Source organism: Pseudomonas chlororaphis subsp. chlororaphis, assembly GCF_003945765.1.
GTDB lineage: Bacteria > Pseudomonadota > Gammaproteobacteria > Pseudomonadales > Pseudomonadaceae > Aquipseudomonas > Aquipseudomonas chlororaphis.
Genome location: NZ_CP027712.1, coordinates 6,224,350 through 6,248,106, shown reverse-complemented (window position 1 = coordinate 6,248,106; position 23,757 = coordinate 6,224,350). Strand labels below are relative to the sequence as shown.

The following is a 23,757-nucleotide window of genomic DNA, read 5'->3' as shown; positions in this document are numbered from 1 at the left end:
TCTGGCCCCGGCCACAGGGGCGGCATGCAGGACAGACAAGGAGTGATGAATGCGCAGGTGTTATTTTCGGCACGGGTTGTACAGCCTGGTCCTGACGCTGTCGGGCGCGCTGGCGGTGTACCTGGCCTTGCAGTATGAGTTTCGCCGCCACGGCGAGGGTGAGCCGGAGCTGATCATGGCGTTCGCCTACATGGCCTGGTACTGGGCGCTGCCGGCGCTGGCCTTGCCGGCTTTGGGCTGTGCCCTGCTGAGCCTGCGGGGCCCCGGCCCGGTGACCCGGCCCTGGCGCTGGGGCCTGGCGGCGAGCTACGTACCGCTGCTGGGGCTGGCGCTGTTTTGCGTACTGGTGGCCGCCGAGGCGCAGCAGGAAAACCGCGTATTCATCCCGGTGCTGCCGATCGGCCTGGGGCTGGCGCTGTACCTGTGGCGCGGTTTCCCCGCCGCCGGGGTCAGGCCGGTGGCGGGCGGTTGAACAGACCCCGCAGGGCGATCAGGGCCGGAGCGCCCAGGCTGAGCCAGCTCAGGGCGTCCCAGATGCCGTCGCCGAGCAGCGCGGAGAACAGCCCCGCGGCACAGAGCACGGCAATGAACAACGGCGCGCCGAAGACCTTCCAGAAATTCGATTGCCGCGGCTTCATGGCGCCACCGCGGCGGGTTCGCCTAATGCCGGCCGGGCCGCGCGGCGCCGCACCAGCCACAGGTAAACCCCGCTGCCCAGGACAATGATGGTCAGCACATCCAGGGTCGCCCAGAGGATCTTCATCGGCAGGCCGCCGTAGTCGCCGAAGTGCAGCGGTTGCGACATGCCCATGGCGTCCATGTACCAGGGACGTTCGGCCACCGCGGTGACCTCCAGGGTGCTGGCGTCGATCAGCACCGGCGTCAGCAGGTGCGAGGTCAGGTGGGTGCTGCCTTTCATGAACACCGCGTAGTGATGCTCGCTGGAAAAACGTGTGCCGGGGAAGGCGATGAAGTCCGGCTGCATACCCGGCGCCACCTCCTTGGCGATCTCCAGCAGGCGGCTGGCCGGGGCCAGTCGGGTCAGTGGCGGGGCCTCGCGGTAAGGCTCGATCATCGCGCTGAGGCTGTCGTTGCGCCAGGCGGCGATCAGCAGGTCGGCGCAGGCGCTGATCACCCCGGTGACGCCGACCACGAGGGCCCAGGTCAGGGTCACCACGCCGATCAGGTTATGCAGGTCCAGCCAGCGCAGGCGGGTGGACTTGTCCTGGCGCACCGTGGCGAATTCCAGCCGGCGCATGAACGGCAGGTACAGCACCACGCCGGAGACGATCGCCAGCACGAACAGCAGCCCCATGAACGCCAGCAGCAGCTTGCCCGGCAGGCCGGCGAACAGGTCCACGTGCAGGCGCAGCATGAACATCATCAGCCCGCCATTGGCCGAGGGCGTTTCCACGGCTTCGCCGGTGCGCGCGTCGAGCATGAAGGTGTGGGACGAGTTGGGCTCGGTGCCGGCGGTCCTGGCCATGATGGTGAGCACGCCGTTGGGGTCTTCCTCGTCCCAACCGAAGTACTGCATGACCTCGCCCGGTCGATGGGCCTCGGCGGCGCGCACCAGCTGCTGCAGGTCCAGCTGCGGGGTGTCGGCGGGCATTTCCCGCAGCTGCGGCGCGTCGCCCAGCAGGTGATCGATCTCGTGGTGAAAGATCAGCGGCAGGCCGGTCAGGGCCAGCATCAGCAGGAATACCGTGCAGATCAGGCTGGTCCAGGTGTGGATAAAGGACCAGCGGCGGATGGTTTTGCTTTTCATTTCTTAGCCTTCAGACACAGCAAAGCCGTCCTTGCAGGACGGCCTGGTTGTTAACTCAGCCGATTACCACTGATAGGTGGCACTGGCGACCACGCTACGCTGATCGCCGAAATAGCAGTAGGAACCATCGCAGGTGGACAGGTAATCCTTGTCGAACAGGTTGGTGGCGTTGAGTTTCAGCGACGCGCCTTTGAGGCTGCTGTCCAGGCGGCCCAGGTCGTAATGCACGGCGGCATCGAACACTGTGTAGGCATTGGCCTTGCCCAGCCAGGTATTGGCCTGGTCGCCGTAGGTGTTGCCGGTATAGCGGGCACCGGCGCCAATGCCGAAACCGTCGAGCACACCGCTGTGCCAGGTGTAGTCAGTCCACAGGGAGGCTTGCTGGTTGGGCATCAGTTGCAGGCGGTTGCCTTTATAGATGCCTTTTTGCACCTCGGACTTGGCCAGGGTGTAGGCGGCGATGACCTTGAGGTTGTCGGTCACGTCGGACACGGCTTCCAGTTCCAGGCCTTTGACCTTCACTTCGCCGGTCTGGTTGGTGACCGACTCGCCACCGGCACCGATGCTGGTTACCAGCACGTTTTTCTGGGTCAGGTCGTAGACCGCCGCACTCAGCAGGGTGTTGGAGCCCGGCGGCTGGTACTTGATGCCCAGCTCCCATTGCTTGCCTTCCGTGGGTTTATACGACTCGGTGGGGGAGACGCTGGCGTTGCTGGCGGGCTGGAAGGATTCGGCGTAGGACAGGTACGGCACCAGGCCCGAGTCGAACACATAGCTCAGTGCCGCGTTGCCACTGAAGTTCTTGCTGCGGTCGGTGTTGGTCACGTCGTTCTTGTTGAAGTACGTGGTGCCCTGGTGCACCCAGTCTTCACGACCGCCCAGGGTCAGGCGCCATTTGTCCAGGGCCATCTGGTCCTGCACGTAGAGGCCGGTCTGTACGGTTTTCTGGTTGTAGTCGTAGTAAGCGCTGGAGCGTGCCGGGCGCACGATCGGCTGGCCATAAACCGGATTGAAGATGTTGGTGGTCCCGCCGTCGCCGTAAATCGACAGGTAGGAAGTGTCGGTCCGTTGGTGATCCAGGCCGATCAGCACGGTGTGGGTGATGTCGCCGGTGGCGAAGTCGGCCTGGAAGTTGTTGTCGACCGCGAACTGGCTGATGTCCTCGTCCACGTTGGTCGAGGTACGGCTGATATTGCCTGCCGCGTCAGCCGGGGAGTAGGCGTAGGAGCCCACGGTCAGTTGCTGGAAGGACAGCTCCGATTTGGTGTAGCGCAGGTTCTGGCGGAACTGCCAGACATCGTTGAAACGGTGCTCGAAGGCATAGCCCAGGGCGTAGTAGGTACGGTCGTAGAACTCGTAGTCCGGGTCGCCGAGGTTCTTGTGATGGGAGACGTCGCCCAGTGGCGACTTGATCTTGGTGCCCTGGATCGGCATGAACTGGCTGGTCGCCCCGGTATCGTCACGGGTGAACTGCGAGAGCAGGGTCAGCTTGGTATCGGTGTCGATGTTCCAGGTCAGGCTGGGGGCGATGTTGTAGCGCTTGTTGTCGATGTGATCGACCTGCGTACCGGCATCCCGCACCACGCCGCTGAGGCCGTAGAGGAACTGGCCTTCATCGTCGATTTTGCCGGTGCTGGCGAAGTTGATCTGGCGGTAGTTGTCGCTGCCGTACTGCAGCTGAATGGCATTGCTCGATTCCGCGCTGGGACGCCGGCTGACCATGTCCAGCAGGCCGCCCGGCGGGGTCTGGCCGTAGACCGACGAGGCCGGGCCGCGGAGCAGGGCCAGGCGATCGAGGTTCCAGGTTTCGGCTTTCGGGTTGGCATACACGCCGCGGGGCAGTGGCAGGCCGTCGAGGAACTGGGTGGGCTCGAAGCCGCGCACGCGCATCCAGTCATAACGGGTGTCGCTGCCGTAGCTGGCGGAAACGATGCCGGGCATGTAACGCACGGCATCGTCCAGATTCTGCACGTTGCGGTCTTCCATCTGCTGGCGGGTCGCGACGGAAATCGAACGCGGCGCTTCGACCAGCGAGGTGTCGGTCTTGGTGCCGGCGGCGGTGCGCGTGGCGAGGTAACCGTCCACCGGCCCCCAGGCACTCTCATAAGCCTGCTGGCCGGTAATGCTGGTTTCCGGCAGGGCCACCACACCGTCGGGAATCGCCACCAGGCTGTAGGTGCCGGCGCTGCTTTGTTCCAGTTGCAGGCCGGTGCCGCGCAGGGCCTCGCGCAGGGCGCCGGCGGCGTCGAACTGGCCCTTGACCGGGGCCGAGGTCTTGCCGGCGGCCAGGCTCGGGTTGAGGCTCAGGGCCAGGCCCGCCTGGCTGGCGATCTGGTTCAGGGTGCTGGCCAGGGGCGCGGCCGGCAGGTTGTAGGCGCGCACGCTGGACGCCTGTTCGGCGGCGATCAGCGGGGTGCTGGCCAGCGGGACGCAAAGGGCAATCGCCACGGCCAACAGGCTGGGGCGCAACAGGGTGTCTAGCGAGCGGGACATACGGCGGCTCCTGGATGGAAACATTTCTCAATTGCCTATGTGCCGGACGAGATTCAAAAAGTGATAGGGCGGACTGAAAATAATTTCGAATCACGAAAATAAGAGGGATATCTCAGGTTGGGGCAGGCGGCGTCAGTTGGAGTTTTCGCGAGCAAGCTCGCTCCTACAGGGCGCCGCCGTTCCTGTAGGAGCGAGCTTGCTCGCGATAAAAATCGTGCCGCCTAGGGCTTGGCCTTGTTCTCGGCCCGCGCCACCAACGTCACCCACCAGGGCGTATGCCGCTCGATGGCCACGGGCAGCGTCGGCAGCAGCGCGCTCAGGGCCAGGTCGGTGTCGTGCAGCGGGAAGCTGCCGGTGATGCGCAGGTCGGCCACCTCGTCGGCCACCCCCAGATGGCCGCGGCGATAGCGCCCCAGCTCGCTGACCAGGTCCGCCAGGCGCGCGTTGTCCACCACCAGCATGCCGCGGGTCCAGGCGTCGGCGCCGGGGTTCAGGGCCAGCAGCGGGCCGAGGCCGTCGCGGCGTATCAGCACCTGCTGGCCTTCCTTGAGGATCTGCTCGTCCTGGCTGGATTCCGGCCGCGCGGCCACGGCCGATTGCAGCACGCTCAGGCGCGTGCCCTGTTCCTCGCGCTTGACCAGGAACCGCGTGCCCAGCGCGCGCATATGGCCTTCGCGGGTTTCGACGATAAAGGGCCGGGCGTCGTTGTGGCCGGTCTCGACCAGGATCTCGCCTTCCTGCAACACGATGCGCCGCTGCTTTTCGTCGAAACGCACATCCACGGCGCTGTGGGTATTGAGGTTGATCACGGTGCCGTCGGCCAGGCGCAGGGTGCGCTGCTCGCCGGTGGCGGTGCGCTGGTCGGCGAGCCAGTAATCCAACTGGCCGTAACGTTCGCCGGCGAACAAGGCCAGGCCCAGCAGCAGGGCGACGCTGGCCAGCCCACTGCCGAGCTTGCGCATACGACGGCGGAGGCCGTCCCGCGATTGCAGCAGGGCGCTGCGGGCCGGGCCGCTGGCGACGCTGAAACGCTGGTCGAGCATGCCCAGCTGGCGCCAGGCGCGGGCGTGTTCTTCATCGGCGGCGTGCCATTTGGCGAATTCTTCGCGGGCCATCGGATTGCCCTCGCCGGAATCCAGCGACAACTGCCAGGCAATCGCCGCGTCCAGCACCCGGGCGGACACCGGTTTGGCGTTGAGCGGGCTCATGCCGGCTCACCGTACAGGGCGACGTAGCACTGGCGAATGCCCTGGCCCAGGTACTGCCTGACCCGCGGCACGGACACGCCGAGGCGTTCGGCGATTTCGGCGTGGCCGAGGCCGTCGAGGCGGTTATAGAGGAAAGCGGCGCGGGCCTTGCTCGACAGCTTGCCCAGCAGGCGGTCGATGGCCTTGAGGTCTTCGAGGATCGATTGCTGTTCTTCCGGTGAGGGTTGTTCCTCTTCCGGGATCAGCATCAGTTCGGTGAGGTAGGCCTGCTCCAGCGCGGCGCGGCGGAAGTAGTCGAACAGCAGGCCCTTGGCGATGGCCACCAGGAACGCCCGCGGCTCGCGTGGGGCTTTCAGTTCGTCGCGGCCCAGCAGGCGGACGAAGGTGTCCTGGCTCAGGTCCTCGGCCCGTTGTGGGCAGGCCACGTTGCGCCGCAGCCAGGCCAGCAGCCAGCCGCGATGGTCGCGATACAACGCACCAACGAGGTCACTGTGGGGGCTTTGGGCTGACGGCACCTGGGTATCCCAATCGAGAAGTTGAAACTAACGAGAATTATTCGCGATTGTGGCAGGGCGCAAAGAGCCGCGCAATGGGCGCCGGTCGGCGGGGGCGCAGCCAATATTTGCGGGTCGATACCTGTAGCCGCTGCCGAGCAACGCGAGGCTGCGACCGGCAACGCAGTTGCCGCAAAGCCTGGGCTTGCAGTGTGTCTGGCAGAGCGCGTTGCCCCCGGCCGGCGACCGCTATGCGCTCGATCGCAGCCTCGCAGGGCTCGGCAGCGGCTACAGGGTCAGAAGGAGTGGCTCTGCTGCCGACGTTTCCATTGGCTGAGCCGCTGTTGCAGGTTCAGCGGGCTGTGGATCTGCTGCTGGCGGGCGCGGCTGAACAGGATCAGCGCCAGCTCGGCGGTGGCCAGGGCGTCGGCGGCGGCATGGTGGCGTTCGCCGGCGTGCAGCTTGAAGTAGCCCATCCAGTCATCCAGCCCGGCTTCGCGGATATGCGCCTGGGGGCAGAGCAGCGGGGCCATTTCGGCGACGTCGAGGAACGGATGCTGCAGGCGATAACCCAGGCTGTCCTTCAGCGCCCGGCCGAGCATGTGCTGGTCGAACGGCGCATGGAAGGCCAGCAGCGGGCTGTCGCCGACGAACGCCATGAAATCCAGCAAGGCTTCCACCGGGTCGCTGCCGGCGGCGATCGCGCTAGGGCCAAGACCGTGAATCAGCACGCTGGGGCTGAGCTTGTGATCGGTACGCTGCAAGGTGCGCTCGAACTGTTGGCTGAAGTCGATGGCGCCGTCTTCTATCACCACCGCGCCAATGGACAGCACCTGGTCGCGATTGAGGTTGAGCCCGCTGGTTTCCAGGTCCAGCACCACCCAGCGCTGTTCGCGCAGGCTGCATTCGCCCAGCGCCGGGGCGACGGGCAGGCCCTCGCGGCGTTGTTGCTGTTCGGCGCTGAGTGCCGCGCTGGCCGGGCGCAACCAGGCGAACAGGCTCATAGCTGATACCTCAGCGCCAGGCTGCTTTGCAGGCGCTGGGCCTGGCGCAGCGACTCGCGCAGGATCCGACGGTCCAGGTGGTTGAGGCTGTCCGGGTCGACGCGGTTGGAGTAGGGCAGGTTCTGCCGGGTCTGCAATTGGTGCTGTTGCATGCGGGTCTGCTGGATGAAGTGATAAGCCTCTTCATACGCGGCGCCGTCGAGGGTTTCGATGACTTCCCTGGCTACCAGCTGGCGCAGGCGCTCCAGGGTGTTGTTGGCATCGATGCCATTGGCCAGGGCCAGCAGGCGCGCACCGTCGACGAAGGGGGTGAGGCCCTGGACCTTGAGGTCGAGGGTGGCTTTTTCGCCATTTTTCCTGGCCAGGACGAACTCGCGAAAACGCCCCACCGGCGGGCGCTGGCGCAGCGCGTTCTCGGCCATCATGCGCTGGAACAGGCGGTTGTCGCCGACCTGGTCGAGGATGCCGCGGCGCAGTTGCGCACAGCCTTGCTCGTCGCCCCAGACCACCCGCAGGTCGAAATAGATGCTCGAACCCAGCAGGTTCTCCGGCGTGGCCTCGCGAATGAAGGCGGCGAAGCGCCGTGCCCATTCGGCGCGGGACAGGCACAGCTCGGGGTTGCCAGCCATGATGTTGCCCTTGCACAGGGTGAAGCCGCACAGCGCCAGGCTCTGGTTGATCTGTTGCGCCAGGGGCAGCAGCTTGCCGCGAGTCTCTGCCGCATGGGCCGCGTCGCGCGCTTCGAACAGGATGCCGTTGTCCTGGTCGGTGTGCAGGGTTTGCTCGCGCCGGCCTTCGCTGCCGAAACACAGCCAGCTGAACGGCACGCCCGGGTCGCCCTTGTCGGCCAGGGTCAGTTCGATGACCCGGCACACGGTGTGGTCGTTGAGCAGGGTGATGATGTGGGTGATCTGGGTCGAGGACGCGCCGTGGGCCAACATGCGCTCCACCAGTTGGCCGATCTCGCCGCGAATCGCCACCAGGTTGTCGATCCGTGGCGCGTTGCGGATGGTCCGCGCCAGGTGCACCAGATCGACCCGTTGCAGGGAAAACAGGTCGCGCTCGGAAACCACGCCGCACAGGCGCTGCTCTTTGACCAGGCAGACGTGGGCGATGTGTCGTTCGGTCATGGCGATGGCGGCGTCGAAGGCGCTGTGGTCCGGCGAGAGGGCGAACGGTGCCTGGGTCATGTGCCGTTCGATGCTCTGGTTGAAGTCGCTGGTGCCGTCGGCCACCACCTGGCGCAGGTCGCGCAGGGTAAAGATGCCGAGCGGCGCCTTGTGTTCATCCACCACCACGATGCTGCCGACTTGCTGTTCGTGCATCAGGCTCACGGCTTCGCGCAGTGGGGTGGACGGGCTGCAGGTCACTGGGTGGCGCATCGCCAGTTCGCCCAGCCGGGTGTTGAGGGAGTATTGGGTGCCGAGGGTTTCCACGGCTTTTTGCTGGACCTGCTGGTTGACCTGGTCCAGCAGGCTGCTGACGCCGCGCAGGGCGAAATCGCGAAACACCGCGCAAAGGGCGAACAGCTTGATGAAGGCCGGCTTGTTCAGTTGCAGGCAGAAGGTGTCCTCGGCCGCCAGGTGTTCGGTGCGGGTGGCGCGCTCGCCCAGCAGCGCGGCGAGGGGGAAACACTCGCCTGTGGTGATCTCGAAGGTGGTTTCGGTACCGCCCTTGAGGGCGTGCTGGCGCTCGCCGACCACCCGGCCCTGCTTGACGATATAGAAGTGTTCGACCGGTCCGTCGGCGGGTTTGATGATGCTTTCGCCGGGGCCGTAGAAACGCAGTTGGCATTGCTCGACCAGGTACGCCAGGTGAGCGTTTTCCATCTGATTGAAGGGGGGGAACCGCTGGAGAAACTGCATCGTGCCGTGGATGTTCTGCAACACCGCGGTTTTCCCTGCCTGGGTGAAGGCATCCGCTTTACTCATAACCATTACCGCAGTCTTTTTGGATTTGTCGTGGTCGGGTCTTCGGTCATGGTCGGTCCCACGCTGCCAGGTGCCCATTGGACGTAAGTCTAGGTAGCGGCTCTGCACCTGTTAATTCGCTTCAAGCAGGTGTCAAAACTGTGAAAAAAGTACTTATCCGGCCTCTTGGAAAAAAATCCGACGAAGTGCACATTGGAGGCCTGCTTAGCGATGTCTGACCACTGTGCTAGGGGATCGATTTGAATATGTAGAGAAAGCCATGTCCGACCACGATATTTTGAGTGATGCCGAGCGCGAGGCGTTGAACGCCGTGATGCTCGAGCCCGATCTGCCGCCCCAGCGCGTGTTGATCGCCGATGATGACAAGGATGCCCGTGAGTTGCTGTCGGAGATTCTCGGACTGGATGGCATTCGCTGCATGACCGCAGCCAGTGGCAAGGCAGCACTGGAACTGTTGAACTCGAACAAATCGATCGGACTGCTGATCACCGACCTGCGCATGGCCCCCTGCAACGGCCTGGACCTGATACGCCAGGTGCGCGAATCGGAGCGGGCGGCGTTGCCGATCATTATCATTTCCGGGGATGCCGATGTGCGTGACGCCATCGCGGCCATGCACCTGAGCGTGGTGGACTTCCTGCTCAAGCCGATCGACACCGGCAAGCTGCTGGCGCTGGTCAAGCATGAGCTGGGAGTGGTGCGCTAGGAGCAGGGTGTCCCCTGTAGGAGCGAGCGTGCTCGCGATAAGATTCCCCGGCAGAAACACAAAAGCCCTGGTCTCGCGACCAGGGCTTTTTCTTTTATCGCGTCAACGCAGGATCACAGGCCGTTGCGGGCCTTGAACTCGCGACGACGACGGTGCAGCACCGGCTCGGTGTAGCCGTTCGGTTGCTTGGTGCCTTCGATCACCAGTTCGACCGCCGCCTGGAAGGCGATGTTGCTGTCGAAGTTCGGTGCCAGCGGACGGTACAGGGTGTCGCCGGCGTTCTGCCGGTCCACCACGGGCGCCATGCGCTTGAGGCTTTCCATGACCTGGGCTTGGGTGACGACGCCATGGCGCAGCCAGTTGGCGATGTGCTGGCTGGAAATACGCAGGGTGGCGCGGTCTTCCATCAGGCCGACATCGTTGATGTCCGGCACCTTGGAGCAGCCGACGCCCTGGTCGATCCAGCGCACCACGTAACCGAGAATGCCCTGGGCGTTGTTGTCCAGTTCGTTCTTGATCTCTTCGGCCGACCAGTTGGTGTTGCTGGCCAGCGGGATGGTCAGGATGTCGTCCACCGAGGCGCGGGCGCGCTTGGCCAACTCGGCCTGGCGGGCGAACACGTCGACCTTGTGGTAGTGCAGGGCGTGCAGGGCCGCGGCGGTGGGCGAGGGCACCCAGGCAGTGTTGGCGCCGGCCAGCGGGTGGGCGATTTTCTGTTCGAGCATGGCGGCCATCAGGTCCGGCATGGCCCACATGCCTTTACCGATCTGCGCACGACCTTGCAGACCGGTGCTCAGGCCGATATCGACGTTCCAGTTCTCGTAGGCGCCGATCCACTTGGCGGCCTTCATCTCGGCCTTGCGCACCACGGCGCCGGCTTCCATGGAGGTGTGGATTTCGTCGCCGGTACGGTCGAGGAAGCCGGTGTTGATGAATACCACGCGCTCGCTGGCGGCCTTGATGCAGGCCTTGAGGTTGACCGTGGTGCGGCGCTCCTCGTCCATGATCCCGACTTTCAGGGTGTTGCGCGGCAGTTCCAGCACGTCTTCGATGCGCCCGAACAACTCGTTGGTGAACGCGGCTTCTTCCGGGCCGTGCATCTTCGGCTTCACGATGTACACCGAGCCGGTGCGGCTGTTGGTGCGCGAGGTGTTGCCGTTGAGGTTGTGGATCGCCGCGAGGCTGGTGACCAGGCCATCGAGGATGCCTTCCGGCACTTCGTTGCCTTGGCTGTCGAGGATCGCGTCGATGGTCATCAGGTGACCCACGTTACGCACGAACAGCAGCGAACGGCCGTGCAGCTTCACGCTGCCGCCGTTGGGCGCGGTGTATTCGCGGTCGGCGTTCATGGTGCGGGTGAAGGTCTTGCCGCCCTTGGCCACTTCTTCGGCCAGGTCGCCCTTCATCAGGCCGAGCCAGTTGCGGTAGATCACCACCTTGTCGTCGGCGTCGACGGCGGCGACCGAGTCTTCGCAGTCCATGATGGTGGTCAGGGCGGCTTCCATCAGCACGTCTTTTACGCCGGCGGCGTCGGTCTGGCCGACCGGGCTGCTGGCGTCGATCTGGATTTCGAAATGCAGGCCGTTGTGTTTCAGCAGCACCGCGGTCGGGGCCGCGGCATCGCCGTGGTAGCCGATCAGCTGGGCGTCGTCGCGCAGGCCGCTGTTGCTGCCACCCTTGAGGGCGACCACCAGCTTGCCGTCGACGATCTTGTAGCCGGTGGAGTCGACATGGGAGCCGGCGGCCAATGGCGCGGCTTCGTCGAGGAAGGCGCGGGCGAAGGCGATGACTTTGTCGCCGCGCACCTTGTTGTAGCCTTTGCCTTTTTCCGCGCCGTCGGCTTCGCTGATGGCGTCGGTGCCATAGAGAGCGTCGTACAGCGAGCCCCAGCGGGCGTTGGAGGCGTTGAGGGCGAAGCGGGCATTCATCACCGGGACCACCAGCTGCGGACCGGCCATGCGGGCGATCTCGTCATCGACGTTTTGCGTCGTGGCCTGGAAGTCCGCCGCTTCTGGCAGCAGATAACCGATGTCTTGCAGGAAGGCTTTGTAGGCCACGGCGTCGTGGGCCTGGCCGGCACGAGATTGGTGCCAGGCATCGATACGCGCCTGGAAATCGTCGCGTTTGGCGAGTAGGGCTTTGTTCTTCGGCGCCAGGTCGTGGATGACCTTGTCGGCGCCGGCCCAGAACGTGTCGGCGGTGAGGCCGGTACCGGGAATGGCTTCGTTGTTCACGAAGTCGAACAGGACTTTGGCGACCTGCAGGCCACCGACTTGAACGTGTTCAGTCATTGCTTGCCTCACTCTGCTCAGCTATTTCGCTTTTCAGCTCTTCAAATTGACAATGAAGCCTCTGGCCATTTAAACCACAAACCCCTCTACCAGTACATGCCATCGCGGGCGGCTGGGATGGTTCCAATCAACGGCTCGGAGCCTTGCTGACAGGGCTTTCAGGGTTGCGACTGCGCCTTGGCAGACATCGATCCAACGTTATGTAGTGCGCGCTGCGGCATACTACATGATGAATTGCGGTTGTGAAAATTAGACTAAATACGTCGTTCCGCGACTCAAGTTCGCGGCACGGTCACGCTGGGGAACGGGATGTTCTCAAAAAACTTGCGGATTGTTCCATAGAATTCTAAAAACATGTACACGATTTGTCTCAAGCCCCTTTTTTCCTTGTAGGCGCGAAGCTTGCTCGCGATGGCATCCTGACAGTCCCAACGATGCCGGCCGGGTGATTCTTGTCGCAAGCAGGCGTCGCTCCTGCTGGACCGCGGCGACCCTGCGGCTTGCCTATACTTGACCTTCTACAACAAAAGTCCTGACAGAGGGTTGCGCCATGGACCACCTCGTACTCACCGTATTCGCCCCGGACAAGCCCGGACAGGTCGAGCGCATCGCCCAATGCATCGCCGCGCACGGCGGCAACTGGCTGGAGAGCCGCATGTCGCGGATGGCCGGGCAGTTCGCCGGCATCCTGCGGGTCGGCGTGCCGGCCGAAGCCTATGACGAGCTGGTGGACGCGCTGCAAGGCTTGGCGGCCCAGGGCATTCGGGTGCTGATCGCCGAAAGCGGTATCGAACAGTCCTGCACCTGGAAGCCGATCGCCATGGAACTGGTGGGCAACGACCGGCCGGGCATTGTGCGCGACATCACCCGCCTGTTGAGCGAGCAGGGGGTGAACCTGGAGCGGCTGGTGACCGAAGTGCGCCCGGCCCCCATGAGCAGCGAGCCGCTGTTCCACGCCGAAGCGATCCTGGCGGTGCCGCTGACTTTGTCCCTCGACGTTTTGCAGTCGCGCCTGGAAACCCTGGCGGATGATTTGATGGTGGAGTTGGTGCTGCGCAGCGAGGTGTGAACCTGAAAGGGCGGGTTATCCAGTTTTAGCGTGCATGCGCCTGTGGATAACCTGTAGAGACCTGGCGCCAGCCCAAGCCAGCCAAGGCTTTGCGGAGTCTGATCAAAAAACCAGCAGTTTCAAGGGCTTGTGCACAAACGGCGGGGATCACGCTGTGGATAACCTTGGGAAGGATAGATGCAGGCCACGCCAACCGTGGCCTGCAGAGCTTTGTACGTTTATTGATCAGCTGCGTTTGCGCAGGCTCAACCAGGCATCCACGCTGTACACCGCCAGGCCGGCCCAGATAAACATGAACGCCACCAGGGTGCTCGACGACAGGTGTTCGCCGAACAGCAGTACCGCCTGCAGCAGCACCAGGGTCGGCGCCAGGTACTGCAAGAAGCCCAGGGTGGTGTAGGGCAGGTGACGGGCGGCGGCGTTGAAGCACACCAGCGGCACCAGGGTGACGGGACCGGCCGCCACCAGCCACCAGGCTTCGGAGCTGGTCCAGAAGGCTGCCTGGGCACTGGAGGCGGTGGGGTTGAGCAAGAGCCAGGCGAGGGCGATCGGCACCAGCATCCAGGTTTCCACCACCAGCCCCGGTAGCGCCTTGACCGGTGCCTGCTTGCGGATCAGCCCGTAGAAACCGAAGGTCAGCGCCAGCACCAGGGAAACCCAGGGCAGGCTGCCGACCTGCCACACTTGCTGCGCCACGCCCACCGCCGCCAGGCCCACCGCGAGCCACTGCATGCGCCGCAGCCGCTCACCGAGGATCAGCATGCCCAGCAGCACGTTCACCAGCGGGTTGATGTAGTAACCCAGGCTGGCTTCGAGCATGCGCCCGTTGTTCACCGACCAGACATAGGTCAGCCAGTTGGCCGCGATCAGGGTGCCGCTCAGGGCCAGGATCGCCAGGCGCCTGGGGTTGTCCCGCAACTCGCGCCACCAGCCGGGATGCTTCCAGACCATCAGCAGCAGCGCGCCGAACAGCGCGGACCAGAGCACTCGGTGGATGATGATTTCCACGGCGGGCACGTTGGCGATGGCTTTGAAGTAGATCGGGAACAGGCCCCAGATGATGTAGGCACTCAGGCCCAGGATGTACCCGCGACGCGGGTTGGCGGCTTGCATGCAGAATCCTTGCTTAGGCAGCTAACAAAGAGGGGGATTGTAAGGAGGTTTGTCAGGCCGTGTCTTTGTCGGCGTCATCCTGGTTGCCGGCTTTTGTGATCAATCCGGGGTCTGTGGGGGCGAGGCTTGCCCGCGATAGCCTCGTCGCGGCAGGTCTGGTGCAGCGCGGTGTGTTGATCGCGGGCAAGCGTCGCTCCTACAGGTTGGATCAGGGCTTGGGGTCAGAACAGCTTCAGCGGTTCTTCGTTGAGCGCCGAAAGCTGTTCGCGCAACGCCAGCACCTGGTCGCCCCAATAACGCTCGCTGCCGAACCAGGGGAAGCTGCGTGGGAAGGCCGGGTCGTCCCAGCGCCGGGCCAGCCAGGCGCTGTAGTGCATCAGGCGCAGGGCGCGCAGCGGTTCGATCAATGCCAGTTCGCGCGGGTCGAAGTCGTGGAACTCGCTGTAGCCATCCATCAGTTCCGACAGCTGCCCCAGGCATTCCTGGCGATCGCCGGCGAGCATCATCCACAGGTCCTGCACCGCCGGGCCCATGCGGCAGTCGTCGAGGTCGACGATATGGAACACCTCGTCGCGGCACATCATGTTGCCGGGATGGCAGTCGCCGTGCATACGGATGTTCTGGTGCGGCGTGGCCTGGTAGACCTCTTCCACTCGCTTGAGCAGGTCGCGGGCCACCGACTCGTAGGCCGGCAGCAGGCTCTTGGGCACGAAGTCGCCTTCCAGCAGAGTGGTCAGCGAATCGTGGCCGAAGTTCTTCACTCCCAGCGCTTCGCGATGCTCGAACGGGCGGGTGGCGCCGACCGCATGCAGGCGGCCGAGCAATTGCCCCAGGCGATACAGCTGGTCGAGGTTGCCGGGTTCCGGCGCCCGGCCGCCACGGCGTGGGAACAGGGTAAAGCGGAAGCCTTCATGTTCGAACAGGCTTTCGCCCTGGTGAATCAGCGGCGCCACCACCGGCACTTCGCACTCGGCGAGTTCGAAGGTGAAGCGGTGTTCTTCGAGGATCGCCTCGTTGGTCCAGCGCTGCGGGCGGTAGAACTTGGCGATCAGCGGCTCGCTGTCTTCGATGCCGACCTGGTAGACACGGTTTTCGTAACTGTTGAGTGCCAGGACACGGGCGTCGCTGAGAAAACCGATGCTTTCGACGGCATCGAGGACTAGATCAGGGGTAAGGGTTTCGAACGGGTGAGACATGCTGACTCCTGCGCGCAGCAGGCTGCTGCGTCCGGCCAAGCATGGTAGCGCACGAAGGATGACAGGTGGTGACTGTGAGGGCGCTATCGCGGGCAAGCTCGCCCCTACACGGATCTGTAGGAGCAAGGCTTGCCCGCGAAGCAGTCTATCAGGCGCCGACGATACCGCCGTCTTCCCGGGTGATCACCATCACCGAGGAACGCGGCTTGCCGTTGGGCAGGTGCTCGGGGAAGGTCGAACCGCCGTTCTCGCCCGGGTGCTGGATGCCCACGAACAGGCTCCGCTGATCCGGCGAGAAGGTGATGCCAGTGACTTCGCAGCCCACCGGCCCGACCATGAAGCGACGGATTTCACCGGTGTCCGGGTCGGCGCAGAGCATCTGATTGTTGCCCATGCCGGCGAAGTCGCCAGTGTTGCTGGAGTCGCCGTCGGTGAGGATCCACAACCGGCCGGCCTTGTCGAAACCCAGGCCGTCTGGGCTGTTGAACATGTTCTGCGGGGTGATGTTCGACGAACCGCCTTTGGGCTGGCCGGCATGCACGGCCGGGTTGCCGGCGACCACGAACAGATCCCAGGTGAAGTCCATCGAGCCGTGGTCGCCACGGGCGGTCTGCCAGCGCAGGATCTGCCCGTAGACGTTTTTCTCCCGCGGGTTCGGGCCGCCCACTGGCTGGCCGTCTTCGCCACGTTTGGAGTTGTTGGTCAAGGTGCAGTAGACCTGGCCGTCCTTCGGGCTGACCACGATCCATTCCGGGCGGTCCATGCGGGTGGCCTTGACCACGCTGGCCGCGAGGCGGGCGTGGATCAGCACTTCGGCCTGGTCGGCGAAACCGCTGCTGGCGTCGATGCCGTTCTTGCCATGGCTCAGCTCGACCCATTTGCCCTTGCCTTTCGGGTGGTCCGGGTTGCCGTCGCCATTGTCGAAGATCGCCACGTACAGGGTGCCGTGGTCCAGCAGGTCGCGGTTGGCCTTGGGGTTGCGGTGGTTGATGCGGTCGCGGCTGACGAACTTGTAGATGAACTCGCCACGCTCGTCGTCGCCCATGTAGACCACGGCGCGTCCGTCGCGGGTTTCGGCCAGGGCGGCGTTTTCATGTTTGAAGCGGCCCAGGGCGGTGCGCTTGATCGGTTTGGACTGCGGGTCGAACGGGTCGATCTCCACGACCCAGCCGTGACGGTTGAGTTCGTTGGGGTTTTTCGCCAGGTCGAAGCGCGGGTCGAACTGATGCCAGTTGATGTCGCGGCTGCTCGCCGAGGCGCCATAGCGTTTCTGCGCGGCATCGAAGGTCTGCTGGGCGTTGCTGCTGCCGAAGCAGTCGGTGAAGTTCTCTTCACAGGTCAGGTAGGTGCCCCATGGCGTCTTGCCGTTGGCGCAGTTCTGGAAGGTGCCGAGGACTTTGCGGCCGCTCTTGTCGGCGCTGGTTTTCATCAGCGCGTGGCCGGCGGCCGGGCCGCTCAGGCGAATCGGCGCGTTGCCGTGGATGCGCCGGTTGTAGCGCGAGCCCTGGACGAACTGCCATTGGCCGCTGCGGCGCTGCACTTCGATCACCGACACGCCTTCGCTGGCCAGGGCCTTGCGCACGTCTTCCGCCGACTGCGGCATGCCGCCGTGGGGGTAGAGGTAGCGGTAGTTGGTGTATTCGTTGTTGATCGCCATCAGTGCGCGATTCTTGTCGTCCGGGAAGGCGAACAGGCTCATGCCGTCGTTGTTGTCACCGAACTGGACCTCCTGGGCCGCGGCGGTGCCATTGCCACTCGGGTCGAACGCCGGGCCATTCTTCTGCAGGGGCTGGCCCCAGCTGATCAGCACCGAAGACTTGTAGCCCGGCGGCAGGGTGATGGTGTCGCTGGTGGCGGCGGCAATGCCTTCAAAGCCCAGCAGCTTGCTGGAACCGGCGCTGACGCTGGCAGCCAGCACGCTGCGGCTCAGCAGGTTGCCACCGAGGAACATGGCCGCGCCGCACAGGGCGCCGGCGCTGATGAAACTACGGCGGCTGAGGCCGACCATCTTTTCGAGGTCGGTAGGTTGGTCTTCTTCTAATAGGCTCATCACAGGCTTCCTGCAGGGTTTTGCAGCCACCTTAATCAGCGTCGATGACGAACATGTTGCAGCGCCGCAAGCATTGCGCGGCGATAGAAACCTAGAGCGGCGTGCCGAGCAGCACGTTGGACGGCGAGAACTGCACCCGTACCGGCTGGCCGGCGCTCAAGCCAAGGTGTCGCAGGTGCAGCGGTTCGGCCAGGGCACAGAGCGTCTGGCCGCTGGGCAGGGCGATTCTGATTTCGCTGGGGCCGTCTTCGGCGTCGAGGATCGCTTCCAGGGTGCCCTGCAGACAATTGTGTCCGGGTGTTGCGGGTTGATCGATGGCCAGCAATTCCAGCCAGCCGGCCTTGATCAACGCCACGACGCCTGTGCCGGGCTCCAGTTCCAGGTGCAGGGTGCTGTCATGGGTGATCTGCGCCTGGATCGCCAGGTCTTCTGCGAGCGCCAGTCGTATCAGATCGTTGCGCCCCTGCGCTTCGATCGCCAGCACCGTGCCATGCAGCTGGTTGCGGGCGCTGGTGCGGAGCATCAGGCGCCCCAGCAGATCGAGGTCGGCGGCGTCTTCGGCGGCTTCCAGCACCTGGGCCTGCAAGGCCTGCAAGCGTTGGTAGAGGCGCAGCACCCGTTCGCCTTCGACGGAGAGCCTGGCGCCACCGCCGCCTTTGCCGCCGACACTGCGTTCGACCAGGGGCTTTTGCGCCAGGTTGTTCAACTCGTCGATGGCGTCCCAGGCCGCCTTGTAACTCAGGCCGGCGCTTTTCGCGGCACGGGTGATCGAGCCCTGTTCGGCGATGTGCTGCAGCAGGGCAATGCGCTGCGGGCGACGGGCGATGTGCTGGGTCAACAAGGTGGGCAAGGGCATGGCTGAACGCTTTGAACGCTGGGAATGGAAAGGGAGTTTGCGGCTTGAGGGCCGAGAGTCAAGTTCAGTCGGGCTCGCCGGGTTTTGGCGTGCGTGCCAGGCAATAGACGTCTACCCGCCGCGCCCCGGCCTTGAGCAGCAGCCGCGCCAGGGCGTGGGCGGTCGCGCCGGTGGTGAGCACGTCGTCCACCAGCGCCAGGTGCCGGCCATGGACCGCCGCCTCGGGCAGCAGGGCGAAGGCGTGGTGCAGGTTGCGGTGCCGCGCCCTGGCATCCAGACCCTGCTGCGATGGCGTGTCCTGGGTGCGCTGCAACGAGGTTTCGTCACAGGGGATTTGCAGGATCTCGCCCAGCCAGCGCGCGAGCATCGCCGCCTGGTTATAGCCGCGCTGGCGCAGGCGCTTGCGGGCCAGGGGCACCGGCAGCAGGGCGTCGGGTTGCGCCAGGTCCTCGGCAAAGCGATGTTGCAGCGATTGCGCGAGAAGTTCGGCCAAAAGACGGCCAAAGGGCCATTTGCCGTTGTGCTTGAAACGGCTGACCAGGCTGTCGACCGGAAAGCCATAACGCCAAGGCGCCACCACCTGGGCGAAGGCGGGCGGTCGCTTGAGGCACTGGCCGCAGGTCAGGCCGGCCGCGGGCAGGGGCAGGGCGCACACCTGGCAATGATCGCCGAGCCACGGCAGTTCGGTTTCGCAGGCGGTACAAATGGCTTGGGGCGTGTCGGTCGGCTCGTCGCAGAGCAAACAGGTTTGTTTGTTTTTTAACCAGATGTAAACCGGTCCTTGGTAATGTGGTTGACACTGCATGGCGCTTCCTTAAATATGCCCAACATCCGTGTCGCGGCTGTGGGTATTGCCTTCCCGCAGCCGCTTGCCAAGCATAATCAAGGAATCGCCCATGAGCGCCAGCACCACCGCCAATCTGCGTCATGACTGGACTTTGGCTGAAGTCAAAGCCCTCTTCGTCCAGCCGTTCAATGACTTGCTGTTCCAGGCGCAGACGGTGCACCGCGCGCATTTCGACGCCAACCGCGTCCAGGTTTCTACCCTGTTGTCGATCAAGACCGGCGCCTGCCCGGAAGATTGCAAATATTGTCCGCAGTCCGGTCACTACAACACCGGCCTGGAAAAAGAAAAACTGATGGAAGTGCAGAAGGTCCTCGAAGAGGCCGCGCGCGCCAAGGCCATAGGTTCGACCCGTTTCTGCATGGGCGCGGCCTGGAAACACCCGTCGGCCAAAGACATGCCGTACGTGCTGGAAATGGTCAAGGGCGTGAAGGCCATGGGCCTGGAAACCTGCATGACTCTCGGTCGCCTGGACCAGGACCAGACCGAAGCGCTGGCCAAGGCCGGCCTGGACTACTACAACCACAACCTCGATACCTCGCCGGAGTTCTACGGCAGCATCATCACCACCCGCACCTACAGCGAGCGCCTGCAGACCCTGGCCTACGTGCGCGATGCCGGGATGAAGATCTGCTCCGGCGGCATCCTCGGCATGGGCGAATCCCTCGATGACCGCGCCGGCCTGCTGATCCAGTTGGCCAACCTGCCGGAGCACCCGGAGTCGGTACCGATCAACATGCTGGTGAAAGTGGCTGGCACGCCTCTGGAAAACTCCGAGGACGTCGATCCGTTCGACTTCATCCGCATGCTCGCCGTGGCTCGTATCCTGATGCCGAAATCCCATGTGCGCCTGTCCGCCGGCCGCGAAGCGATGAACGAGCAGATGCAGGCCCTGGCGTTCTTCGCCGGCGCCAACTCGATTTTCTACGGCGAGAAACTGCTGACCACCGCCAACCCGCAGGCCGACAAGGACATGCAACTGTTCGCGCGCCTGGGCATCCAGCCGGAAGCCCGCGAAGAGCATGCCGACGAGGTGCACCAGGCCGCCATCGAGCAGGCGCTGGTGGAGCAGAAGAGCAGCGAGCAGTTCTACAACGCCGCCGTCTGATCTGCTGCCTCTGTAGGAGCGAGGCTTGCCCGCGAATGGTTCACCGCGTAAGCCAGGGACACAGAGGTGTCTGGATCGCGGGCAAGCACCGCTCCTACAAGGATGATGTTTCTTTTCTTGCCTGCGAGGCCTGCATGTCTTTCGATCTCCGCGCGCGTCTCGCTGCCCGTCGTGCCGAAAATCTCTATCGTCAGCGCCCACTGCTGGAAAGCCCGCAAGGGCCGCAAGTGGTGGTCGACGGCCAGCCGTTGCTGGCGTTCTGCAACAACGATTACCTGGGCCTGGCCAATCACCCGCAAGTGATCGAAGCCTGGCGCGCCGGTGCGTCCCGCTGGGGCGTGGGCGGTGGCGCCTCGCACCTGGTGATTGGCCACAGCACGCCCCACCATCAGTTGGAAGAAGCCCTGGCCGAGTTCACCGGTCGCCCGCGGGCATTGCTGTTCACCACCGGTTACATGGCCAATCTCGGCGCGGTCACCGCGCTGGTGGGGCAGGGCGACACGGTGCTGGAAGACCGCCTCAACCACGCGTCATTGCTGGATGCCGGCCTGCTCTCCGGCGCGCGCTTCAACCGTTACCTGCACAACGATGCCGAGAGCCTGGCCAAGCGCCTGGAGAAGGCCACCGGCAATACCCTGGTGGTCACCGATGGTGTGTTCAGCATGGACGGCGACCTGGCCGACCTGCCGGCGCTGGCTCGCGAAACCCGGGCCAAGGGCGCCTGGCTGATGGTCGACGACGCCCATGGCTTCGGGCCGCTGGGGGCCAACGGCGCAGGGATCGTCGAGCACTTCGGCTTGAGCCAGGAAGAGGTGCCGGTCCTGGTGGGCACCCTCGGCAAGGCGTTCGGCACCGCCGGTGCCTTTGTCGCCGGTAGCGAGGAAATGATCGAAAGCCTGATCCAGTTCGCCCGTCCCTACATCTATACCACCAGCCAGCCGCCGGCCCTGGCCTGCGCCACCCTGAAAAGCCTGGAGTTGCTGCGCAGCGAACACTGGCGACGTGAGCACCTGAATACCCTGATCCGCCAGTTCCGCCAGGGCGCCGAGCAGATCGGGCTGACCCTGATGGACAGCTTTACGCCGATCCAGCCGATCCTGATCGGCGACAGCGCGCGGGCGATTCGCCTGTCGCAGATGCTGCGCGAGCGCGGCCTGATGGTCACCGCGATTCGTCCGCCTACCGTGCCCGCGGGGAGCGCCCGCTTGCGGGTGACCCTGTCCGCCGCCCATAGTGAGACTCAGGTCCAGCTATTGTTGAATGCACTGGCGGATTGTTTTAGCGAACTGGGACCGGAGCCAAGCCATGCGTGATCGACTGATTCTGCTGCCCGGTTGGGGGCTCGGTGTATCGCCGCTCGAACCCTTGGCGGCGGCTCTGCAGGGGCTGGACGAACACCTGCGGGTCGAGATCGAGCCGTTGCCGGAGCTGGAGTCCAGCGACCTGAATGAGTGGCTCGACGAACTGGACGCCAGCGTGCCGGACAACGCCTGGCTTGGTGGCTGGTCACTGGGTGGCATGCTGGCTTCCGAGCTGGCGGCGCGTCGTGGCGAGCGCTGCTGCGGTCTACTGACCCTGGCCAGCAACCCCAGTTTCGTGGCGCATGCCGAGTGGGCAAGCGCAATGCCGGAGGAGACCTTCGACGGGTTTCTGGCCGGCTGTAACGCCGACCCACGCACCACCCTCAAACGCTTCAGTTTGTTGTGCGCCCAGGGCGCCGAAGATCCGCGCGGCCTGTCGCGCTTGCTGTCGGGCGGTGCGCCGCATACCTCGGGCACGGTGTTGATGGCTGGCCTGGAGTTGCTGGCGCAGCTGGATACCCGCCATGCCTTGCAGGCGTTTCGTGGGCCGCAGTTGCATCTGTTCGCCGGGCTTGACGGCCTGGTGCCGGCCGAAGCCGCAGGTGAATTGCTGGCGTTGTTGCCCGATGTCGAAGTTGGCCTGATTGAGCAGGCCAGCCACGCGTTTCTTCTGGAGGATCCCCACGGTGTGGCGGGGGCGATCCAGGCTTTTTTGCATGAGTCCGGTGATGACTGATCTGTCCCTTCCCAAGCCCCCCGGCAGCTTGCCCGACAAGCGCCAGGTGGCGGCTTCCTTTTCCCGCGCGGCGTCCAGTTATGACAGCGTGGCGCAACTGCAGCGCGACGTCGGTAACGAGTTGCTGGGCCGCCTGCCGCAAGACCGCGAGCCCGGCCGCTGGCTGGACATGGGCTGTGGCACCGGTTATTTCAGCCGCCTGTTGGGCGAGCGTTTCCAGGCCAGCGAAGGGCTGGCGCTGGACATCGCCGAAGGCATGCTCGAGCACGCCCGGCCGTTGGGCGGGGCGCGGTATTTCATTGCCGGCGATGCCGAGCGTTTGCCGTTGCAGGGGCAGAGTTGCGAACTGATTTTCTCCAGCCTGGCGGTGCAGTGGTGCGCGGATTTCCGTTCGGTTCTCAGCGAGGCGCATCGGGTGCTGAAGCCGGGCGGCGTGCTGGCGTTCGCCAGCCTGTGCGTCGGTACGCTGTACGAATTGCGCGACAGTTGGCGTCAGGTCGACGGCATGGTGCATGTCAATCGCTTTCGTGAGTTCAGCACGTATCAACAGCTGTGTGCGGCAAGCGGCTTGCGGGTGCTGAGCCTGGACACCCGTCCTCATGTGCTGCACTACCCGGATGTGCGCAGTCTGACCCATGAGTTGAAGGCCCTGGGGGCGCACAACCTCAACCCTGGACGGCCCGGCGGGCTGACAGGGCGGGCGCGGATCAAGGGCCTGATCGACGCCTACGAACAGTTCCGTCAAGCGCAGGGATTGCCCGCGACCTACCAGGTGGTCTACGCCGTATTGGAGAAGCCGCTATGAGCCAAGCCTATTTCGTTACCGGAACAGACACCGATGTTGGCAAGACCACCGTCGCCGCTGGCTTGCTGCATGCCGCGCGGCTCTCGGGGCTGAGCACCGCGGCAGGGAAACCGGTGGCTTCGGGCTGCGAGCTGACCCCCAAGGGGCTGCGTAACGCCGATGCCTTGGCTCTGTTGGCTGAATGTTCATTGCCGCTGACCTACGACGAGGTCAATCCACTGGCCTTTGAACCAGCCATCGCTCCCCATCTGGCGGCCCGCGAGGCTGGCGTGGCGTTGACTGTGCAGGCCTTGCTGGCGCCCATGCGCCAGGTGCTGGCCAAGGGTGCCGATTTCACCCTGATCGAAGGGGCCGGCGGCTGGCGTGTGCCGCTCGCCGATCAGGACAACCTGTCCGACCTGGCCATGGCCCTGGATCTGCCGGTGATCCTGGTGGTGGGCGTGCGCCTGGGCTGTATCAACCATGCGCTGCTGACGGCCGAGGCGATTGCCCAGGACGGATTACAGCTGGCCGGTTGGGTGGCCAATATCATCGAGCCGAAGACCTCGCGGCTCGAGGAGAACCTCGCCACGCTGGCGGAGCGCCTGCCCGCGCCTTGTCTGGGGCGGGTCCCGAGATTGAAGGCGATCAGCGCCGAAGCGGTGGCCGAGTATCTGCAACTGGACCTGCTTGACTAGATTTTGCCTATGGTAAGGCACTGTGCCATTAGTGTTTTTGACGGGTCTTTTTCTGACGCGTCTGGTTCAATAGCCGCTGTTCATTCCTTGCAGGGTCGAATTCTCCC

Annotated in this window: 21 protein-coding genes; 8 read left to right on the top strand and 13 right to left on the bottom strand. The window is 64.5% G+C overall.

Annotation, left to right across the window (positions count from 1 at the left end; all coding sequences use genetic code 11):
- Nucleotides 1-49 precede the first annotated feature (49 nt).
- Nucleotides 50-472: a hypothetical protein gene (locus tag C4K27_RS28475; protein WP_053262912.1), complete on the top strand. Its 423-nt coding sequence runs from the start codon at nt 50-52 to the stop codon at nt 470-472.
- Here C4K27_RS28475 and C4K27_RS28470 read toward each other — a convergent pair.
- From C4K27_RS28470 to C4K27_RS28440, 7 genes are all read right to left on the bottom strand, one after another.
- Nucleotides 450-638 (bottom strand): hypothetical protein, encoded by a 189-nt coding sequence (locus C4K27_RS28470; RefSeq protein ID WP_053262911.1) that lies wholly within the window; start codon nt 636-638, stop codon nt 450-452. The two genes, C4K27_RS28475 and C4K27_RS28470, sit on opposite strands and share 23 nt — an antisense overlap.
- On the bottom strand, nt 635-1,768 hold the full coding sequence (locus C4K27_RS28465) for a PepSY-associated TM helix domain-containing protein (RefSeq protein WP_053262910.1): 1,134 nt from the start codon (nt 1,766-1,768) through the stop codon (nt 635-637). Before C4K27_RS28465 ends, C4K27_RS28470 begins: the two co-directional genes overlap by 4 nt.
- Nucleotides 1,769-1,831: 63 nt before the next feature.
- A complete protein-coding gene (locus tag C4K27_RS28460; RefSeq protein ID WP_053262909.1) occupies nt 1,832-4,261 on the bottom strand; it encodes a TonB-dependent siderophore receptor in 2,430 nt (809 codons plus the stop codon).
- 221 nt (nt 4,262-4,482) lie between these two features.
- Entirely contained in the window at nt 4,483-5,469 is a 987-nt protein-coding gene (locus tag C4K27_RS28455) for a FecR domain-containing protein (RefSeq protein WP_053262908.1), read from the bottom strand.
- Entirely contained in the window at nt 5,466-5,984 is a 519-nt protein-coding gene (locus C4K27_RS28450) for an RNA polymerase sigma factor (RefSeq protein WP_053262907.1), read from the bottom strand. Before C4K27_RS28450 ends, C4K27_RS28455 begins: the two co-directional genes overlap by 4 nt.
- 275 nt (nt 5,985-6,259) lie before the next feature.
- On the bottom strand, nt 6,260-6,967 hold the full coding sequence (locus C4K27_RS28445; RefSeq protein ID WP_053262906.1) for a 3'-5' exonuclease: 708 nt from the start codon (nt 6,965-6,967) through the stop codon (nt 6,260-6,262).
- The gene (locus tag C4K27_RS28440) at nt 6,964-8,904 is read right to left on the bottom strand and encodes a putative nucleotidyltransferase substrate binding domain-containing protein (RefSeq protein WP_053262905.1); all 1,941 of its coding nucleotides are present in this window, start codon (nt 8,902-8,904) and stop codon (nt 6,964-6,966) included. The genes C4K27_RS28445 and C4K27_RS28440 overlap by 4 nt, the downstream gene beginning before the upstream one ends.
- A gap of 253 nt (nt 8,905-9,157) precedes the next feature.
- Between C4K27_RS28440 and C4K27_RS28435 the strand changes: the two genes are divergently transcribed.
- A complete protein-coding gene (locus C4K27_RS28435) occupies nt 9,158-9,604 on the top strand; it encodes a response regulator (protein WP_009045922.1) in 447 nt (148 codons plus the stop codon).
- A 113-nt stretch (nt 9,605-9,717) separates the two neighbouring features.
- Here C4K27_RS28435 and C4K27_RS28430 read toward each other — a convergent pair whose 3' ends face one another.
- On the bottom strand, nt 9,718-11,895 hold the full coding sequence (locus C4K27_RS28430; protein ID WP_009045921.1) for a malate synthase G: 2,178 nt from the start codon (nt 11,893-11,895) through the stop codon (nt 9,718-9,720).
- A 550-nt stretch (nt 11,896-12,445) separates the two neighbouring features.
- Between C4K27_RS28430 and C4K27_RS28425 the strand changes: the two genes are divergently transcribed.
- On the top strand, nt 12,446-12,964 hold the full coding sequence (locus tag C4K27_RS28425) for a glycine cleavage system transcriptional repressor (protein WP_007926052.1): 519 nt from the start codon (nt 12,446-12,448) through the stop codon (nt 12,962-12,964).
- A gap of 225 nt (nt 12,965-13,189) precedes the next feature.
- Here the strand turns inward: C4K27_RS28425 and rarD are convergent, their stop codons facing one another.
- From rarD to C4K27_RS28400, 5 genes are all read right to left on the bottom strand, one after another.
- On the bottom strand, nt 13,190-14,077 hold the full coding sequence (gene rarD, locus C4K27_RS28420) for an EamA family transporter RarD (RefSeq protein WP_053262904.1): 888 nt from the start codon (nt 14,075-14,077) through the stop codon (nt 13,190-13,192).
- A gap of 221 nt (nt 14,078-14,298) precedes the next feature.
- On the bottom strand, nt 14,299-15,273 hold the full coding sequence (locus tag C4K27_RS28415) for a serine/threonine protein kinase (protein WP_007926057.1): 975 nt from the start codon (nt 15,271-15,273) through the stop codon (nt 14,299-14,301).
- A 148-nt stretch (nt 15,274-15,421) separates the two neighbouring features.
- Nucleotides 15,422-17,323, bottom strand: coding sequence for a PhoX family protein (locus C4K27_RS28410; RefSeq protein WP_053262903.1), 1,902 nt, complete (start codon nt 17,321-17,323; stop codon nt 15,422-15,424).
- Between the two features lie 91 nt (nt 17,324-17,414).
- The gene (locus C4K27_RS28405) at nt 17,415-18,179 is read right to left on the bottom strand and encodes a TOBE domain-containing protein (protein ID WP_053262902.1); all 765 of its coding nucleotides are present in this window, start codon (nt 18,177-18,179) and stop codon (nt 17,415-17,417) included.
- A gap of 64 nt (nt 18,180-18,243) precedes the next feature.
- Nucleotides 18,244-18,984 carry a ComFC family protein gene (locus tag C4K27_RS28400; protein ID WP_053262901.1) on the bottom strand — a complete coding sequence of 247 codons (741 nt, stop codon included), beginning with the start codon at nt 18,982-18,984 and terminating at the stop codon, nt 18,244-18,246.
- A 91-nt stretch (nt 18,985-19,075) separates the two neighbouring features.
- Between C4K27_RS28400 and bioB the strand changes: the two genes are divergently transcribed.
- The 5 genes from bioB to bioD all read left to right on the top strand — a co-directional run bounded on the left by bioB (nt 19,076) and on the right by bioD (nt 23,650).
- Nucleotides 19,076-20,131 carry a biotin synthase BioB gene (bioB, locus tag C4K27_RS28395; RefSeq protein ID WP_007926062.1) on the top strand — a complete coding sequence of 352 codons (1,056 nt, stop codon included), beginning with the start codon at nt 19,076-19,078 and terminating at the stop codon, nt 20,129-20,131.
- A gap of 134 nt (nt 20,132-20,265) precedes the next feature.
- Nucleotides 20,266-21,444 (top strand): 8-amino-7-oxononanoate synthase, encoded by a 1,179-nt coding sequence (bioF, locus tag C4K27_RS28390; protein WP_053262900.1) that lies wholly within the window; start codon nt 20,266-20,268, stop codon nt 21,442-21,444.
- Nucleotides 21,437-22,168 (top strand): alpha/beta fold hydrolase, encoded by a 732-nt coding sequence (locus tag C4K27_RS28385; protein ID WP_053262899.1) that lies wholly within the window; start codon nt 21,437-21,439, stop codon nt 22,166-22,168. The genes bioF and C4K27_RS28385 overlap by 8 nt, the downstream gene beginning before the upstream one ends.
- Nucleotides 22,161-22,973 (top strand): malonyl-ACP O-methyltransferase BioC, encoded by an 813-nt coding sequence (gene bioC, locus C4K27_RS28380; RefSeq protein WP_053262898.1) that lies wholly within the window; start codon nt 22,161-22,163, stop codon nt 22,971-22,973. Before C4K27_RS28385 ends, bioC begins: the two co-directional genes overlap by 8 nt.
- Complete coding sequence (gene bioD, locus C4K27_RS28375; RefSeq protein WP_009045911.1) at nt 22,970-23,650, top strand: dethiobiotin synthase; 681 nt, start codon at nt 22,970-22,972, stop codon at nt 23,648-23,650. Before bioC ends, bioD begins: the two co-directional genes overlap by 4 nt.
- The last annotated feature ends 107 nt before the right edge of the window (nt 23,651-23,757 follow it).

Excerpts from the sequence above, each read along its gene's own strand:
- bioB (WP_007926062.1), top strand. The coding sequence starts at position 19,076 with ATGAGCGCCAGCACCACCGCCAATCTGCGTCATGACTGGACTTTGGCT.
- bioC (WP_053262898.1), top strand. The coding sequence starts at position 22,161 with ATGACTGATCTGTCCCTTCCCAAGCCCCCCGGCAGCTTGCCCGACAAG.
- C4K27_RS28445 (WP_053262906.1), bottom strand. The coding sequence starts at position 6,967 with ATGAGCCTGTTCGCCTGGTTGCGCCCGGCCAGCGCGGCACTCAGCGCC.
- C4K27_RS28405 (WP_053262902.1), bottom strand. The coding sequence starts at position 18,179 with ATGCCCTTGCCCACCTTGTTGACCCAGCACATCGCCCGTCGCCCGCAG.
- rarD (WP_053262904.1), bottom strand. The coding sequence starts at position 14,077 with ATGCAAGCCGCCAACCCGCGTCGCGGGTACATCCTGGGCCTGAGTGCC.
- C4K27_RS28385 (WP_053262899.1), top strand. The coding sequence starts at position 21,437 with ATGCGTGATCGACTGATTCTGCTGCCCGGTTGGGGGCTCGGTGTATCG.
- C4K27_RS28415 (WP_007926057.1), bottom strand. The coding sequence starts at position 15,273 with ATGTCTCACCCGTTCGAAACCCTTACCCCTGATCTAGTCCTCGATGCC.
- C4K27_RS28435 (WP_009045922.1), top strand. The coding sequence starts at position 9,158 with ATGTCCGACCACGATATTTTGAGTGATGCCGAGCGCGAGGCGTTGAAC.
- bioD (WP_009045911.1), top strand. The coding sequence starts at position 22,970 with ATGAGCCAAGCCTATTTCGTTACCGGAACAGACACCGATGTTGGCAAG.
- C4K27_RS28430 (WP_009045921.1), bottom strand. The coding sequence starts at position 11,895 with ATGACTGAACACGTTCAAGTCGGTGGCCTGCAGGTCGCCAAAGTCCTG.
- C4K27_RS28460 (WP_053262909.1), bottom strand. The coding sequence starts at position 4,261 with ATGTCCCGCTCGCTAGACACCCTGTTGCGCCCCAGCCTGTTGGCCGTG.
- C4K27_RS28400 (WP_053262901.1), bottom strand. The coding sequence starts at position 18,984 with ATGCAGTGTCAACCACATTACCAAGGACCGGTTTACATCTGGTTAAAA.
- C4K27_RS28455 (WP_053262908.1), bottom strand. The coding sequence starts at position 5,469 with ATGAGCCCGCTCAACGCCAAACCGGTGTCCGCCCGGGTGCTGGACGCG.
- C4K27_RS28465 (WP_053262910.1), bottom strand. The coding sequence starts at position 1,768 with ATGAAAAGCAAAACCATCCGCCGCTGGTCCTTTATCCACACCTGGACC.
- bioF (WP_053262900.1), top strand. The coding sequence starts at position 20,266 with ATGTCTTTCGATCTCCGCGCGCGTCTCGCTGCCCGTCGTGCCGAAAAT.
- C4K27_RS28425 (WP_007926052.1), top strand. The coding sequence starts at position 12,446 with ATGGACCACCTCGTACTCACCGTATTCGCCCCGGACAAGCCCGGACAG.
- C4K27_RS28470 (WP_053262911.1), bottom strand. The coding sequence starts at position 638 with ATGAAGCCGCGGCAATCGAATTTCTGGAAGGTCTTCGGCGCGCCGTTG.
- C4K27_RS28410 (WP_053262903.1), bottom strand. The coding sequence starts at position 17,323 with ATGAGCCTATTAGAAGAAGACCAACCTACCGACCTCGAAAAGATGGTC.
- C4K27_RS28475 (WP_053262912.1), top strand. The coding sequence starts at position 50 with ATGCGCAGGTGTTATTTTCGGCACGGGTTGTACAGCCTGGTCCTGACG.
- C4K27_RS28440 (WP_053262905.1), bottom strand. The coding sequence starts at position 8,904 with ATGGTTATGAGTAAAGCGGATGCCTTCACCCAGGCAGGGAAAACCGCG.